The following is a 15,040-nucleotide window of genomic DNA, read 5'->3' as shown; positions in this document are numbered from 1 at the left end:
CCTTCGCGGTGTCGTTACTCAGGGGTGTAGACGGTCTGGATCAGGCGGTTCGGCTGGCCCCTTCGGATGAACACGCCACGCCCGGCCGGCTGTTGGGAGGCGTACACGCCGGGGAACAGCTGTCCTTCGCTGCGGTCGCCCGCCATCAGCACGGCCGATGCCCCGGACTCCCGCAACCCCTGCACCAGGGGCTCGTACATACCGCGCGAGGCGCCGGCGACGCGGCGGGTCAGGACGAAGTGCAGGCCGATGTCGACCGCCGACGGGATGTACGGGACGAACGGCGCGAGCGGCGACTGCCCGGCGGTGGTGAGCACGTCGTAGTCGTCGACGAGGACCACGATCCGCGGTCCGCCTCCCCAGCTTCCGGGCTCCAGGTCCTCCAGGGCGGCGCTGTCGTCGGGCAGCCGCCGCTCCAGCTCGGTGGCGATGCCCGCGGCCAGTCCCGCGCACATCCTGGCGTTGTAGGCGTAGCCGCCGTTGAACTCCTCCGGGATCGCGCCGCGCAGGCTGCGCCGCGGGTCCATGATGGCGAAGACCAGCTCGTCCTCGCCGTACCGCTCGATGAGTCCGCCGGCGATCGTCTTCAGCAGATTCGTCTTTCCGCACTCGCTGTCGCCCATGACCAGCAGGTGCTGGTCATGTTCGAACAGGTCGAGCAGTACGGGCGCCAGCGCCGCCTGGTCCAGGCCGATCGGCACCCGCTTGGGCTCGGTGGCCGGCCCGGCCAGCAGGTGCGGCTCCAGGACGTGCGGCAGCACGCGGACCGGCTGGGCGCTCTCCCCGCTCCACGTGGCGCGCACCGTCCGGGCCGTATGTTTCAGAACTGCGCCGAGCTCGGAGGTGTCGGCCAGCCCGTCCGTTCGGGGCAGGGCGACCTGCGCGAACAGTTTGCCGTCGGTCAGGACACGCCCCGGCTCGTCGGCCGACAGGGTCTCGGCGAGCTTGCGCTCGATGCTGGACTCACCGGGGTCGTTGAGGCGCAGTTCCACCCGGGTGCCGAAGTTCGACTGGGTGGCGATGCGGACGTCGTTCCAGCGGAGCATGGCCGCGACCACGTGGATGCCGTATCCGCTGCCGCGCTTGACGATGTCGACGATGGCGTCGTCGAGTTCCTCGAAGTCGTCACGCAGCGCGCCGAAGCCGTCGATCACGAGGAGGATCTCGGCGGAGGCGAGCTGGGGCAGCCTGCCCGCCGCGTGCAGGGTGCGCAGCTGCTCGACGGAGTCGATGCCGTGGTCGCGGAAGAGCGCTTCGCGGGCGGCGAGCGTGTTCCGTACTTCTTCCACCGTGCGGGCTGCGCGCTCGCGGTCCGCACGGCCGGCGATTCCGCCGACGTGCGGCAGCCCGGCCAGGGCCTGGAGGCCGCCGCCGACCAGGTCGAGACCGTAGACGCCCACTTCCTGCGGGGTGTGGGTCAGCGCGAGCGAGAGAACGAGGGTGCGGAGCAGGGTCGTCTTGCCCGACTGTGGTCCGCCGATGACGGCGACGTGGCCGCCTGCCACGGTGAGGTCGAGGTACCACTCGCCCTGCCACTGCTTCGTCGGGTCGTCGAGCAGGCCCAGCGGCACCATCAGCCGCCCGCGCCGCCCGGACAGCTGCATTCCGCGCGGGCCGACGTCGAGCGGGCCGGCGACGGTGTCGAGTGGGATCGCATCGGGCAGCGGCGGCAGCCAGATCCGGCGAACCGGCGCCGCGGCGTGCTCCAGCTGCCCGACGATGACGCCCAGCTCGGTCGGCCCGGTCTCGCGGCGCCGTGCGGTCATCTCCTGAGGGGTCTGACCGTCAGGCTTGGACAGGGTGTTGAAGGCCTCGTACTCCAGGGCGAGCGGTCCGCTGACCTCGTCCTCGGCGCGCTGGACCGGGCCCCGGTACGCGCCGGAGACGTAACTCGCCTTGAAGCGCTCGTAGTGGCTGGTGTCGACCTTGAGGTAGCCGAAGCCGGGCAGCGGCGGGAGGTGGAAGGCGTCCGTGGTGTCGAGGACGGTGCGGGACTCGTCGGCGGAGAAGGTGCGCAGGCCCAGCCGGTAGGAGAGGTAGGTGTCCAGGCCCTTCAGCTTGCCGCCCTCGATGCGCTGGCTGGACAGCAGCAGGTGCACGCCGATGGAGCGGCCGATTCGCCCGATCGACAGGAACAGGTCGATGAAGTCGGGCTTGGCGGTGAGGAGCTCGCCGAACTCGTCGATGACGACGAACAGGTGGGGCAGCGGCTCCAGGTCGGGCCGCCGGTCGGCGCGCAGCGCCGCGTAGTCGCCGATGTCGGCGATGTTGCCGGCGTCCTTGAGGACCTGTTGGCGGCGCTTGACCTCGCCCGCGAGGGAGGCGTGGACGCGCTCGACGAGACCGGCCTGATTCTCCAGGTTGGTGATGACTCCGGCGACGTGCGGCAGGGCCGCGAACGGAGCGAAGGTCGCACCGCCCTTGTAGTCGACGAGGACCAGCGAGAGGTCCTCCGGCGGGTGCGTCGCCACCAGAGCGAGCACGAGGGTGCGCAGCAGCTCGGACTTACCGGAACCGGTGGCGCCGACGCACAGGCCGTGCGGGCCCATGCCGAGCTCGGAGGACTCCTTCAGGTCGAGCAGGACCGGCTCGCGGGAGTCGCTGATGCCGATTGGGACGCGCAGGAAGGCACGTTCACCCCGTGGCGCCCACAGGCTCGGCAGGTCGAGGCGGGCCACGTCGTCGATGCCCAGCAGGTCGGCGAAGTCGACGGGCCCGGACAGCGGGGCGTCGATGAGGGACTCGGTGGACAGCCGCAGCGGGGCGAGCATCCGGGCGAGGCCCTCGGCGAAGGGGATGCCGACCTCGTCGACCGTGCCGTGGGCGCTGATCGGGTCGGGCTCGCGCAGGTCCTCGATGAGCACCTGGTCGCTGTCGACGGTGATCCGTACGCCGACGTGGCCGGGCTCCTGGACGCGCTGTTCGAGCAGGTGCAGGACGGTGACGCCCATGTCGCGCAGGCCCACTGCCTCGTCGGGGCGGGGCAGTTCGACGGCGTCCTCGCCGTGCCCGTCGGAGACGACGAGCAGCCGGGACGTCATGGACAGGGCGTCCTTGCCGGACAGTCCGCGGCGCACCTCGGCCGCGTAGGAGGCGCGGCGGCGCAGTTCGGGCCCGAGCCTGCGAGCGAGCTGGGCCGCGGAGGGGGCGATCCGGCGGGCGGCGACGGGCCCGTCGAGCTGCTCGGTATCGAGCAGGTGCGGCATCCACTTGGCCCAGTCCCAGTCGGCGAGCCGCTCGCCGGGCACGGCCAGCGCGATGGCCACGTCGTCGGGGGCGTGGAGGGCGGCGGTCTGCACGAGCAGGGCGCGGGCGACGCGCAGGCAGTCCTCGCGGGGGCCGACGACGCTGATGTTGCCGACACGGTCGAGCGGCACGGTCAGCGGGAGCTCGGTGCCGGTACGGAAGCGGGCGGTCAGCGCCGACGCCTCGTTGAGCATGAAGCGGTCCGGCGGGGTCAGCACGGAGGAGCCCTGCTGACCGATCTTCAGATCGCGTACGGGCATCTCGCCGGTGCCGACGCGCACCCGCAGGAAGTCGCCGTCGGCCCGACGCCGCTCCCACAGCCGGGCCGGGTCGCGCACGATGTCGTACAGGGCGTACGGCGGCGGGTTGAGCACACCGGCGCGCTCGCCCCGTTCGCGTTCCTCGGCGGCGAGTTCCTCGCGCAGATCCTCCAAGTAGGCGAGGTAGGCCTCGCGCTGGGTGCGGCGGGTGCGCTGGGCTTTGCCGCGCTGGGAGAAGACGAGCGTGAGGGAGCCGATGACGGTGACGACGAGGATGAGCGCGCCGAGGGCTGCGAACTGGCTGTTGCGGACCACGGTCATCATCACGACGGACGACATGACACCGGCCACGGGCAGCAGCGACATGGCGATGTTGCCCGCCTTCCCCTCGGGGAGGTTGGGCGGGGCCTCGATGGTCCGTGCTTCGGTGGCGGCCGGGGGCATGACCGTCCGGGCAGGACGGTGGATCAGTCGGGTACTCATCGTCAATGGCGCTTCTGGGAGAGCTGGAAGACGTCCGCGGCGAGCCGGGCGGCCGTCGTCCTCGTGGAGTGGGCGAGCAGGTCGGTGCGGATGACGCCGCCGCCCGCCAGGTGGCGGTCATACGGGAGCACGTGCACGCTCGTGCCGGTGGACCGCAGGGCGGTGGCCGCCTCCTCGAGGTCGAGGCCCGGGTGGGGCGACTGCTCGGTGAGGACGACGACCGTGCCGGCGATCAGGTGCGGGGGCAGGCCCTGCATCCACTGGAGCACCGCATGGGTGCTGGCGACGCCGTCGAGGGTGGCGGGGGTGGCCAGGACGCGGGCCTGGGAGGCGGAGAGCGCGACGCGGGCGACTTCAGCGGGCAGAGTCTCGCAGTCGACGACAGTCACGCCGAAGTAGCGGCGCAACGCGACCATGGCCCGCTCGTAGGAGCGGGTGTCGAGCATGGCGCCGATCTGGCCCTGACTGCCGGGCAGCAGCCAGGCGTTGTCACGGAGCTGGACGAGGTAGCCGGTGACGTCGAGGAGCGACATATGCGGCTCGACGATGTCGGCGACGTCGCCGGTGGTCCAGCGCAGCATCTCGGCACCGAGCCGGATCGGCAGCGAGCCGAGGGCCGGGTCGGCCTCCACGAAGAGGACGGGGTCCTGGCGGTAGTGGGCGTACGTGGTGCCGAGCAGGGCCGCGACGGTGGACTTGCCCGCGCCGCCACGGATGGAGGTGACGGCTATCTGGCGGCCGGTCGTGACGGGCTGCTGGAGCAGTTCCGCGGTGCGGGTGGCCTCGGCGACCTCGCGGGACGCGGATGAGGAAACGGTTCGCCAGAGCGTGCGGGCGGCACGGGCCGTGAAGGGTTCGCCGCGGCGGAGGCCCTTGCGGGCGGCGGCGGCGACCTTGTGGTCCACCGCGGGACGGGAATCGGGGGTCCGGGTGGAGTGGGGCTCGAGGTGCGGGGTCTGGGGGTGCGGCTTCTGGGCCCGGGGATGCGGGGCCTGGGGGGCCTGGTGCCCGGGGCCGGGCTGCGGGGCCGCCGCCTGCTGACCGGGGGACGGGTAGCCGTACGCCTCGGCGCCGGGGTCACCCTGGCCGGGAGCCTGCGTCTGCTGCCCGGGACCGGGATGCGGACCGCTCTGGCCAGGGGCATGGCCCTGCTGCGCCGGGGACGGGTAGCCGTGACCACCGGCACCGGCACCGGCACCGGCATGGGCCCCGCCGACGCCGGGCTGCGGGTACCCCGGGGGCGGGCCGGAAGCGGGGGCCTGCTGTCCCCCTGGGCCGGGTTGCGGTGCGTACGGGTTCCCGGGGCCGGAGGCCCGGGCGGCGGTGTCCCGGCCGCCGGGCGCCGACGCGCCCCGGGCGAGGCCCTCCTCCTGGCCGGGCCCCTCGGCAGGCTGCGCCGGGGGGTGGGCGGTAGCCCTCAGGTCCCGCAGGACATCGCCCTGCCAGTTGTCCGCGTTCGGCGTCTCTGCCATTGCCCCTCTTCTTCCGACCTGCTGCCCCGCCCGGAGCGCCCGGCCTGCGCCTTGACTCAGAACTTGTTGAGCAGCTGCCCGTACACGCCGAACACCCCGACCGCCAGCGGGAAGAGCCCCACCATGCCGACAGACTCGACGAGGTCCGCCGTACGCCGCAGCCGGACCTGCACGTGCTCGGGCGGCTGCACCGCGAGCGCGAGCAGCGGCAGCAGGGCGGCCCCGCACAGCACGGCCAGCGCGGCAGCGCCCCCGTCGTGCTGGATCCACAGGACGACGAGACGTACGACGAGGACGCCCGCCGCGGCGAGCAGCGCGACGACCTCGGCGACCAGCGGGAAGGCCCGCGCACGCGACAGCATGACGACGGCGACGAGCGATGGCAGTGCAACGGTCCACACGCTGGGCTCCCCGGTCAGGGTGAGCAACCAGCCCGCGGCGGCGGCTGAGATCGCGGTCGCGATGGTCGCGAGAGCGAGGCCACGGTGCGTGGCGGCGAGGGCGTTGGCGACCTCGTGACGGCTGACCGAGGCTCCGCCCGAGCGGCGGTCGTCGAGCGCGGTGAGCCCCGAGGCCATCAGGGCCAGCCGCGGCAGCACTCCGAGCAGCACCACGGAGACCAGGGCCATGACGGCGCCTAGCCGCGCCGGTTCACCCTGGAGCGCGGCGACGGCCTCCCACACGGCGGTGACGGCGGCGACGGCCACGGCGCCGATGAGCCCGCCGCGGCCGAGGGGAGAGAAGTAGCCGAGCATGACCAGCGTCAGGACCAGGGAGCCCGCGACGGCGGCGAGCCGCACGATCCCCGACCACTGATGGGCGTCGGCGGCTGTCCACGCGGTGAGGATGCCCAGCCCGCCGGAGGCCAGCAGCAGCGCGGTGGCCAGGCCCCGGTTGCCCCGTCCGATCCGGGCGACGAGCGCACCGACAGCGAGCAGTACGAGCGTGACGGGCAGCAGGGCCCCGGCCAGGGCCTCGAGGGAGAACTCGCGCCGGGCGAGCAGCGCGGCGGTCACGGCGAAGGAGACGGTCGCGACGCCGGCGCTGCCCCTGCGGGCGGCGGGACGCCAGCGCCAGGTCTGGAGATCGAGGTCGTCGGCCACCAGGTCGGTGACGTCGTGGACGACGGGTGCGGGCGGCGCCGCGTGGGTCCTGACGAGCCGCAGGACGGCTCCGTCTGCTATCCCGGCCGAGTCCAGCGTGCTGTCGTGCGGCAGCGCGGAACCGTCGGACGTCATCAGCTGACGCGTCATCGGGCGCGAGGCGGCCCGGTCGTCGAGCAACAGCAGGATGTCCGGAAGTAGTTGCCCGATCGGCGTGTCCGAGGGGAGGACCATGTCGGCCCGGCGACGCTCGCCGACCAGAGTCACCCGGCTCAGTTGCGCCCGGGAAGTCGTTGCTGTGCTCACCACTTGCGGGAACCTATCATCGCGGCGTTATGACGTTTCGGGCCGTGCTTCTACGACTTGGTCGGCTTGGGCGACTTCGTCACGTGCGAGGGCTGCGACGTCGATTTCGACGGCTTCTCGGACTGCGCCGACGCGGACGGGCCCGGCGCCTTGGCCGGATCGGACGGCTTCGGCGGCTGCGGGTAGGGCTGCACCTGGCCCTGCTGTTGTTGCTGTTTCTGCTGATCAGCCTTCTGCTTCGCCAGCGTCGTGTGGATGAAGGACCACCCGACACAACCCGCACACAGAACGGCCGCGATGGCGATGCCCGCGAACATCTTCCCGAGCCGCTCGTCCGCCGTGCGCCGCGCCCGCTGCGCACCGAACAGCAGCGCATCCCTCATCCTGCGGCGGCGTACCGCCACCGACTCCAGCAGCTGACTGTCATAGTCACGTGCCATCCGTCGTCCGTCATCTCCCCCGTGTTTTGCCTGTGCAACATAGAGCATGCAGCCACTCCAAGCACATGCATGGGGTCAGCACCTGCAAGCCGTGAGACCCCAGGAGCCGACCTCAAACTATCAAACGCAACCGGAATGGCCCCAGGTCAGCAGAGCCTCCCGCCGCCTGGCCGCTACAGGCGACCCGAGTTCGCGCCGACGCCGCGGCGAGGCAACAGTGACGCTGGCGTTCGTGCTCGGCGCGGAGGATGTGCGGGCGATGCCGGATGACCGTGCGCGGCGTACGCCGTTGTCCGAGCCGCCGGTCATCCTGCGGGCGAAGGCGCGGTCTGCGTATTACTACCCGTTGCCCGGGGATCCGTCGGACCTGGCGGGGTGGGCGCACTTCTTTTGTATTCCTTCACCTGTTCCCAGGGACGCACCACATGGAGTGCGTGGCGATCCTTGAGCCTGCCGAAAAGGGCCACTGACCTGCAGTTTTGGCGGGTGTGCGTTATGTGCGGCAGGTGCGTTATGGGCGATATCTTGACGCAAATCTGACGTACGTGACGCACGTTTGACGCACCCCGGGCGCATTTCCTGACGGTCTGGCATGCACAGAAAGCCCCCTCCCCGGCCGAGCTGTTGCCCACTGTTCAGCACGAAGGGCGGCGTGACCGAAGTCATGCCGTGGCTGGCCGGTGCAGAGGCCGAGGTACAGCCTCGTCGAGCCACACATGGAGGAGATGCTCGGCAGGAGGTTCTGGGTGAGCGAGTACAGCACTGGCCCGTGATGTCCGTCTGGGACTGTGACCAGCACGTCCCAGGCTTGTTTACCGACCATGTCCGGCGCGTCTGTCATGTTCTGGAATCGGTACGGAGGACGAGTGACACGCCCTGGCCGGCCTCGGCCTCCTCGACGACGCCCTCGCCCTGGGACCTGCGCAAACCTCGGGACTGCTTCCACCGTGTGTGGTCCAGCGCCTTCCGCGCCGCCGACCTCGCTGACGCGGGCACTGACGAGGAGTGCGAGTACAGCCGACCCCGAACAGGACGGCGCATGAACACCGCCACCATCCCCGACCCGCGCACGGCCGCGGCCCTGGCGGCCCGGCGTCAGAAGACCGCGGGCCGCTACGTCCGGCCCGATGACCACGGGGATGCCGTGGTCTCGGGCCGGACAACATGGCAGACTCCGCGCATTTGCGACGCCTGACAGGTCAGCCGCCGTAGCCGTCATCGGTCGCCCGCTTCCGGTGACGATCAGGGTCGTAGATCGCGGTGAGAAACGGCGTGATTCCCAGGGCATGGAAGCCGTACTCCAGTTGCTGGTACCACGCTCGTTCGCTCTCAAGCTCCTTGGACACCTGAACGGGTACTCCACCGGTGTGGTCGCCGGTCGACACCATGACGACGAACGACGTGCCCTCGTCTGCCGAGTCGGACGGATGAGCGATCACCGTAAAGTCCCAGGTTGCTGCGCCGGGGACGTCCGAGCCGGCATCCAGGCGCCGCAGGACGAACGTCGGCTGTCGCAGCAGTACTCCGGACTGCGCCCGGATCGCCATCGTCTTCTGTCCCGCGATCCGCCATGGTGGCTCCGGGCGCGTGTGGTGAAGGGAAAAGAGTTGGTCCCGCAGCTCCGAGTACTCAGCGGCCGTCTGAGCCAAGGCTCTTGTGTCCTCGGCCAGCTGATGTCAGGTGTCGCAACTGTCGAGCAGACCGGCCAGTGAGTGCAGTCTGCCCCGGACCCATGGCTTGAGGAAGCGATCAAGGGCGCCCAGCCGGTAGGCGTCCTCGGCAGATTCAGCAACCAGCAGCGCACCACCAGCGCGCCGATCTTGTGACGCAGACTGCGCCGCGGGGCTCTGCCGCGCATTTCGCCGGGCGTGCGGGGGTGAACGTGTCGGGAGCTGGCAGCTGCGAGGTGACGGTGGGGTGTCAGGTCTCCCGGTGCCCGCTCAAAACAGTTCTAGGTCCTCGCCGCTGGTGTCCGCGATGACCGGCCGGAACTGGGCAGGGAGGCCGTCCAGGCGGTCAGGACCGGCCGCGGCGGCCACGGCAGGGGCCGTCTCTGCCAACCAGGCACGAAACCGATCGGCGGCTTCGCGGTAGGGGACTCGCGCCAGGACACGGTGCTCGCCGGAGGGGCAGAAGTCGACGGCGACAGTGAGCAGGCAGGAACGGGGCGCGTTCTGACTGCCCGTCCAGGACACGCGCAGGACACCGCAGGGCTTGCGTCCGCGAGGGGCGCGGTGGGTCGGGCGCAGCGATCGGCAGGCTATGTGGGCGGTCCATGCGGCGAGGTGCGGCAGAGGCAGAGTGGTGCGTGCGCGGCAGCCGGGGCAGCGGTGCCAGTGGCGGAGCCAGTCGTCGGTGTCGGTGTGGAAGAGGCGTGTGTAGCGGTTCGCCACGCGGATGTCGTTGCTGTACAGGTGGTCGGGGCGTTCCTGTGTGTTGCAGGACTGGCAGACGGGCGCGCGGACGTAGCCGTGTTCGTGGCAGTGATCGAGCACGGTGGCGGGCGCAGTGCGGCAGACGGCGCACGCCCACCCAGCCACCCTGCGGGAGGTACCGGGCTTCCTGCTGAGCACCGAATACAGCTGGCCTTCCAGCTCTTTGTTGTACGGACGCAGTGAGGCGGTGGGGCCCTCGGGGCTCGGCGTCTGCCGGCCGCCGGCGTCTCGGGCCTGCCGGGGGTGGGAGGGCGGCTCGGTGACGGCTGCGCTTGCCTGGCGGGTCCGCGCGGCTTGCACCCACTGCGTTTCGGCGTGCTCGGCCGCGTCCAGCAGCCTGACCACAGCGCGCGGCAGCCACCACGTCCGCTGCGTCCCGTCGCGGGTCTGCTCCACGAGTATCTGTTGCCAGTCGATCCCCGCCAGATGGTACGGCCGGCCGACTTCACGTCGTGCTGCCCGCTCGGGGCCGCCCAGCTCCTGCAGTTCCCCCGCGATGCGCTGGCGCCAACGCAGCGGCGCTTCCTCGTTGCACTCCTGCCTCGGCGCCCCACGAAACGGACCGATGCGGACCAGGTCCTGCCGATCCATCCCCACCGCGTTCAGTTCCGCGGCCGCCCGGCGCACCTCAACCTCCGGAACACTCCACTGACCGCCGCTCGCCCTTACCGTCGCCACCACATGGCCGCCGAGCAGGACGTACGTCACCTGGGCACGGGCAGGAGAGCAGGTGAACGCCCCAGAAGCCGTCGGCACAGCGCTGTCGGCCGTCAAATCGGCCCACAGAGCGTCCGCGGCCACCAGGGTGATCAGGCCGTCCGTGCAACCGGGAGTGACATGCTCTGACATACCGACAGGCTAACGGCCTGCAATGCGGCAACGGGTCTCAAGCGCCTCGGTCGGCCCGGGCCCGCACGAATTGAGCAACAGAGTCCCGCGGCGAGCCAAAGTGGCAGGACAGCGTCACCGGCAGATCCTCGAAGGACACTGCAGGAGACCTGCAGGACCACCACCAACACCGAGACCGCTCGGACGAGTTACAGCAATGCCCCCAACTTCCCGTCAGGCCGAACTGGTCGAGTGGGGGAACCCGGCCGACCCGGACACCGGGCGGGTCACGGCCGTCGAGGGCTTCTACCGCAAGCGCTTCATCTACGAACTCACGCGGGAGGGAGAGGCCGCCGAGCAGGCTCCGGCCGCGTATGACGAAGCGTTGGGGCGGGGTGCGCTGCAGGCCGTCGCCTGCACGACATCGTCACGTGGCTGCGTGCCCTCCTCCTGCTGGCAGCCTCGCGGCACGCGGCATCACGGTCCGGGCGTCGCCGTGGTCTGTTCGTCGGTCAGGCGGGCCCGCCAGCCGCTGACGTAGTCGTGGGGCATGGAGGCCAAGCGGGCGATCTCCACGTCGTCGCGCCCGTCGCCCCAGGCCAGGATCCGCGTCACCGTGCGGTTCCGCGCGGCGCGGAAGTCCTTGAGCATGGTTTCAAGCCGTTCGACCTCCTCGCCTTCGCGGACGAGTTGTCGGTCGACGGCGGCCCGCTCATCGGCGCGCAACTGCCGCAGGTAGGCGGACAGGCCCGTCAGGACCAGCGCCTCCTCGTGTGCGGCGTTCTGGAAACCTTCGGCCACGGCCGCCAGCACGCAGTCCGGCGCATCGGCGAGAGTGGCTCCGAGGGGTTTGGCCGCCTCCCACGTGCTCCTGCCGGCCTCTGTGGTCTCCAGCCAGATGCGGGCCTCCGTCGGAGTACGGTCGCCGCACGCCTGCGCGCGGTAGGCGTAGAGGGCGGCGCGGTGGCCGTAGAAGGTGTAACCGTCCTCGATCTGCCGGTCGGCGGCGCGGCACAACCGCCCCGGTACACCGCCGTAGCCCGAGACGGGCCGGTAGTCGGCGTAAGCGTCCAGTTCCGCGTTGGTGGCCACGCCCCAGGACGGGTCGCACAGGTCGGGGTTCGCCGCGAGGAACGCGCTGACCTCGACGCGCCAGGCGGGGGCCGGGGTCATCCCAAGCCTGGGCCAGACGACCGCTCCGGAGGGGGCGAAGGCGGGGGTGGTGGCCTGCTCGATGTCGTCCCAGGCGGTGGCGGCCTCGGCCGACCACTCCAGTTCGCCCTCCGGCCCGGTCCGGTGCATCGAGTCCACGAGCCGCTGCACGGCGGGCAGTATGTTCAGCGCGAGCGCATACAACTCTTTGGCGGTGAAGAAGCGCCAGGAGTAGCCGCTCTGTTCGTCGTGGGCCAGGTGGGTCAGCAGCTGCACCAGAACTCCGGGGGCCGGGAGCGTCCGGTCGCCGAGCGTCCTGCGCGGGATGCCGGGGAGCCGGCTGTCGAGGTGCTCGCGCGAAGCCCGCCAGTCGACGTCGCCGAACCAGACCGCGCCGCTGCCTGCGTCGACCGCCAGCCACTGGTGGTATCCCACTCCCGGGCCGTACCGCTCCTCCTGCTGCTCGGCGTCCTCGTCGTGCCAGACGTACTCGGCGGGGGGCGGATTCAGTTCAACGGCCATGAAGCCGTCCTCGGGGCGGTAGCCGGTGAGGATGCAGGCCGTCCTGGGCGCGCTGTCGGCGGCGGTCATGAGGGGTTTCCTCTCGGTGGAACAGCAACCGCCGCAAACGTAGTGCGCCCGCCGCTCATTAGTTTAACTTTCAGCCATTACGCCTGGCGGTCGGACGCACCGGAAGCCCCGGCTCACGTGAGGTCTACGCGCGTGCCGACGGACGTCAGGTTGGCCGTATTCATACGATCTCCACGATCCGTTCACCTCTGGCTGCAGCGCCTGCCGCACGCGCGGTGGGAGGACCGCCGCGTAGTGCCACACGCCGCCACACGCCGCGCCGCGTCCTCGTACCCCCGCCTCGTCTTCGTGTCCGCGCTGCGCGAGGAACCCGAAGTGCCGCTGCCCGCCGGTCGGAAACCCGGTCGCGTGAAAGCGGAGTTCCTCGCTCGCCGTCGTGCCCGCACCGCGCACCGAGCCGCCGGTGAGAATCGGTTACGCCAGGACGTCGAGGGGCCGCCAGGAGCCGGCGAGCCGGCTCAAGGCCTCGCCCTCCTCCAGGCGGAGAGCCACAAGATCACCCGTGAGCGGAGAGCACGCGCATCGCGGTCCGGCCCGAGCCGGGGAAGGGGCTCGCGCCGGCCCACGAGTCCAAGGAGGCCGCGCCCGAAACGCCGGGCCCTCGGCGAGACCGGGCAGTCGGCCGTGGACGACGACCTGCTGCTCCGGCCCGAGCCCGTCCGCATCCACCGGCCCGAGGGCCCGCTCAGCCCGAAGAGATCGGCCTGTGGCAACGGCTGGGCTCCGGCCCCACCCGAACACCACAGGCACCCCCGTGGATGACGTCGCGACCGTACGCGCGCAGGGGTGCGCGAAGGTGTACAACGAACTCCTCTCGTGCCAGGACTCCGTCCGGAAAGGCTCCGACCCTGAACGCCTCACTCGCAGAAGTACTGTCCGTCGTCCTGCTCCTGGCGGTGCTGGCCTGCGCGGTGATCCGGCCGTGGGGCTGGCCGGAGGCGGTCGTGGCCGTTCCGGCCGCCGGGGTGGTCATCGCCACCGGCGCGATCTCGCTCGACCACGCGGCGGCCGAGGCCGCCCGGCTGGGCCCGGTGATCGGCTTCCTCGCGGCCGTCCTGGTCCTGGCCCAGCTGTGCGACGACGAGGGCCTGTTCCATGCCTGCGGCGCCTGGATGGCAGGCCGGGCGGCCGGCCGCCCCCGCCGCCTGCTGGTCCTCGTCTTCGTGACGGCCTCGCTGATCACCGCGGTGCTCAGTCTGGACGCCACGGTGGTGCTGCTGACGCCGGTGGTGTTCGCCACCGCCGCACGGCTGGGCGCTCGCGCCAAGCCGCACGTCTACGCCTGCACCCACCTGTCGAACACCGCCTCGCTGCTGCTGCCGGTCTCCAACCTGACCAACCTGCTGGCGTTCACCGCCAGCGGCCTGACCTTCACCCGCTTCGCCGCGTTGATGGCGCTGCCCTGGCTGGCCGCGATCGGGGCCGAGTACGTGGTGATCCGCCGCTTCTTCGCCACCGACCTGGACGCGGGCGCCGAGGCCCCGCCCGCCTCCGAGCAGCGCGAACTGCCGCTGTTCGCACTGCTCACGGTGGCCGGCACCCTGGCGGGCTTCGTGCTGACCTCGGCGCTCGGCATCAACCCGGCCTGGGCGGCGGCTGCGGGCGCGGCCGCCTTGGCGGCCCGCGCCCTGGCCCAGCGCCGCACCACCCCCACGACGATCGTGCGGGCCGCGGCCCTGCCGTTCTGCGCCTTCGTGCTGGCGCTGGGCATCGTGGTCCGGGCGGTGGTCGACAACGGCCTCGCGGACGCCCTGGACCGCGTGGTTCCTGCCGGCACCGGTCTGGCGGCCCTCCTCGCCGTCGCGGCACTGGCGGCCGTACTGGCGAACGTCATCAACAACCTGCCCGCCGTCCTGGTGCTGCTGCCGCTGGCCGCCCCCACCGGCCCCGGCGCCGTCCTGGCCGTGCTCCTCGGTGTGAACATCGGCCCGAACCTCACCTACGCCGGCTCCCTGGCCACCCTGCTGTGGCGGCGCATCGTGCACGAACACGACACCGACGTGAAGCTGGGCGAGTTCACCCGGCTCGGTCTGTTCGCCGTGCCCACCGCACTCCTGCTCTCGGTGGTGGCACTGTGGGCGTCACTCCAAACGATCGGAGGCTGAACACGGTGACCGTCATCGTCTGGATCGTGGAGGGCACCTGGCCCGCCTGCGTCGACGCCGCGCGCACCCACACACCTGCGGACGCCGAACTGGTGCTGCTGCACGTCACCGGGCCCGAGGTGCCGGGCGCCGCGCACGGCGCCTACGCCGGGCTGCTGGGCCGCGCACGCCCCGACCGCGACCCCGGCACGCGGGTGGAGCACCTGGCCGCCGCGGCGGGCGAACAGCTCCTGGCCGGCGCGGCCGAGCGGCTGGGGCGCCCGTGCACCCGGCGAGAACGCTCGGGCCGCGTCGAACGCGAAGTCGTGGCCGCCGCAGAAGGAGCCGACCTGCTCATCCTCGCCCGTGACGGCGACCGCACCCACCTCGGCCCCCGCAGCCTCGGCCCCGCCAGCCGGTTCATCGTCGACCACGCCCCCTGCCCCGTGCTGCTCGTCTGGCCGGAGGCCGCACCCGGCACGGCCACCATCCCGCCACCGCCACCGCACCCTCCGCTCCACCGTTAGGGGGTGTCCGGCGGATCCTGGCCGGGCCCGGGCCGCCTGGCACCGCGCCTTGCCGCGTTGTCGTCGGTCGCCAATATCCCCCAGCTACCGCTGGGAGGTGCCCCCACCGCATT

At 71.6% G+C, this 15,040-nt stretch carries 10 protein-coding genes and 2 pseudogenes; 5 read left to right on the top strand and 7 right to left on the bottom strand.

What is annotated here, in order from left to right:
* Positions 1-14 precede the first annotated feature (14 nt).
* The 4 genes and pseudogenes from eccCa to AB0I68_RS30600 all read right to left on the bottom strand — a co-directional run.
* Complete coding sequence (eccCa, locus tag AB0I68_RS30615; RefSeq protein ID WP_363180607.1) at positions 15-3,989, bottom strand: type VII secretion protein EccCa; 3,975 nt, start codon at positions 3,987-3,989, stop codon at positions 15-17.
* 2 nt (positions 3,990-3,991) lie between these two features.
* Positions 3,992-5,461: a hypothetical protein gene (locus AB0I68_RS30610; RefSeq protein ID WP_363180606.1), complete on the bottom strand. Its 1,470-nt coding sequence runs from the start codon at positions 5,459-5,461 to the stop codon at positions 3,992-3,994.
* A 56-nt stretch (positions 5,462-5,517) separates the two neighbouring features.
* Positions 5,518-6,873 (bottom strand): type VII secretion integral membrane protein EccD, encoded by a 1,356-nt coding sequence (eccD, locus tag AB0I68_RS30605; RefSeq protein ID WP_363180605.1) that lies wholly within the window; start codon positions 6,871-6,873, stop codon positions 5,518-5,520.
* 200 nt (positions 6,874-7,073) lie between these two features.
* Positions 7,074-7,310, bottom strand: a pseudogene (locus AB0I68_RS30600) (hypothetical protein); the annotation flags it as partial.
* Between the two features lie 217 nt (positions 7,311-7,527).
* Between AB0I68_RS30600 and AB0I68_RS30595 the strand changes: the two are divergent.
* Both AB0I68_RS30595 and AB0I68_RS30590 read left to right on the top strand, forming a co-directional pair.
* Positions 7,528-7,758: pseudogene (locus AB0I68_RS30595) on the top strand (DUF6177 family protein); the annotation flags it as partial.
* A 591-nt stretch (positions 7,759-8,349) separates the two neighbouring features.
* Positions 8,350-8,505 (top strand): hypothetical protein, encoded by a 156-nt coding sequence (locus tag AB0I68_RS30590; RefSeq protein WP_363180604.1) that lies wholly within the window; start codon positions 8,350-8,352, stop codon positions 8,503-8,505.
* A 4-nt stretch (positions 8,506-8,509) separates the two neighbouring features.
* Here the strand turns inward: AB0I68_RS30590 and AB0I68_RS30585 are convergent, their stop codons facing one another.
* Entirely contained in the window at positions 8,510-8,959 is a 450-nt protein-coding gene (locus tag AB0I68_RS30585; RefSeq protein ID WP_363180602.1) for a hypothetical protein, read from the bottom strand.
* A gap of 291 nt (positions 8,960-9,250) precedes the next feature.
* A complete protein-coding gene (locus tag AB0I68_RS30580; RefSeq protein ID WP_363180601.1) occupies positions 9,251-10,594 on the bottom strand; it encodes an endonuclease domain-containing protein in 1,344 nt (447 codons plus the stop codon).
* Between the two features lie 22 nt (positions 10,595-10,616).
* On the opposite strand from AB0I68_RS30580, the gene AB0I68_RS30575 reads away from it, so the two are divergent.
* A complete protein-coding gene (locus AB0I68_RS30575) occupies positions 10,617-11,114 on the top strand; it encodes a DUF2397 family protein (RefSeq protein WP_363180600.1) in 498 nt (165 codons plus the stop codon).
* Here the strand turns inward: AB0I68_RS30575 and AB0I68_RS30570 are convergent.
* Positions 11,051-12,316, bottom strand: coding sequence for a hypothetical protein (locus AB0I68_RS30570; RefSeq protein WP_363180599.1), 1,266 nt, complete (start codon positions 12,314-12,316; stop codon positions 11,051-11,053). The two genes, AB0I68_RS30575 and AB0I68_RS30570, sit on opposite strands and share 64 nt — an antisense overlap.
* A gap of 848 nt (positions 12,317-13,164) precedes the next feature.
* Between AB0I68_RS30570 and AB0I68_RS30565 the strand changes: the two genes are divergently transcribed.
* Both AB0I68_RS30565 and AB0I68_RS30560 read left to right on the top strand, forming a co-directional pair.
* Entirely contained in the window at positions 13,165-14,421 is a 1,257-nt protein-coding gene (locus AB0I68_RS30565) for an SLC13 family permease (RefSeq protein ID WP_363180664.1), read from the top strand.
* 5 nt (positions 14,422-14,426) lie between these two features.
* Positions 14,427-14,927, top strand: coding sequence for a universal stress protein (locus AB0I68_RS30560; protein WP_363180598.1), 501 nt, complete (start codon positions 14,427-14,429; stop codon positions 14,925-14,927).
* Positions 14,928-15,040 lie beyond the last annotated feature (113 nt).

The sequence above is a fragment of the Streptomyces sp. NPDC050448 genome (assembly GCF_040655295.1).
Taxonomy (GTDB): Bacteria; Actinomycetota; Actinomycetes; order Streptomycetales; family Streptomycetaceae; genus Streptomyces.
Note: the sequence above shows the minus strand (reverse complement) of the source record. Positions and strands in the feature narration are given on the sequence as shown.

Coding starts and splice junctions, on each gene's coding strand:
- eccCa (WP_363180607.1), bottom strand. CDS start 3,989: ATGAGTACCCGACTGATCCACCGTCCTGCCCGGACGGTCATGCCCCCG.
- AB0I68_RS30610 (WP_363180606.1), bottom strand. CDS start 5,461: ATGGCAGAGACGCCGAACGCGGACAACTGGCAGGGCGATGTCCTGCGG.
- AB0I68_RS30590 (WP_363180604.1), top strand. CDS start 8,350: ATGAACACCGCCACCATCCCCGACCCGCGCACGGCCGCGGCCCTGGCG.
- AB0I68_RS30580 (WP_363180601.1), bottom strand. CDS start 10,594: ATGTCAGAGCATGTCACTCCCGGTTGCACGGACGGCCTGATCACCCTG.
- AB0I68_RS30575 (WP_363180600.1), top strand. CDS start 10,617: ATGCGGCAACGGGTCTCAAGCGCCTCGGTCGGCCCGGGCCCGCACGAA.
- AB0I68_RS30570 (WP_363180599.1), bottom strand. CDS start 12,316: ATGACCGCCGCCGACAGCGCGCCCAGGACGGCCTGCATCCTCACCGGC.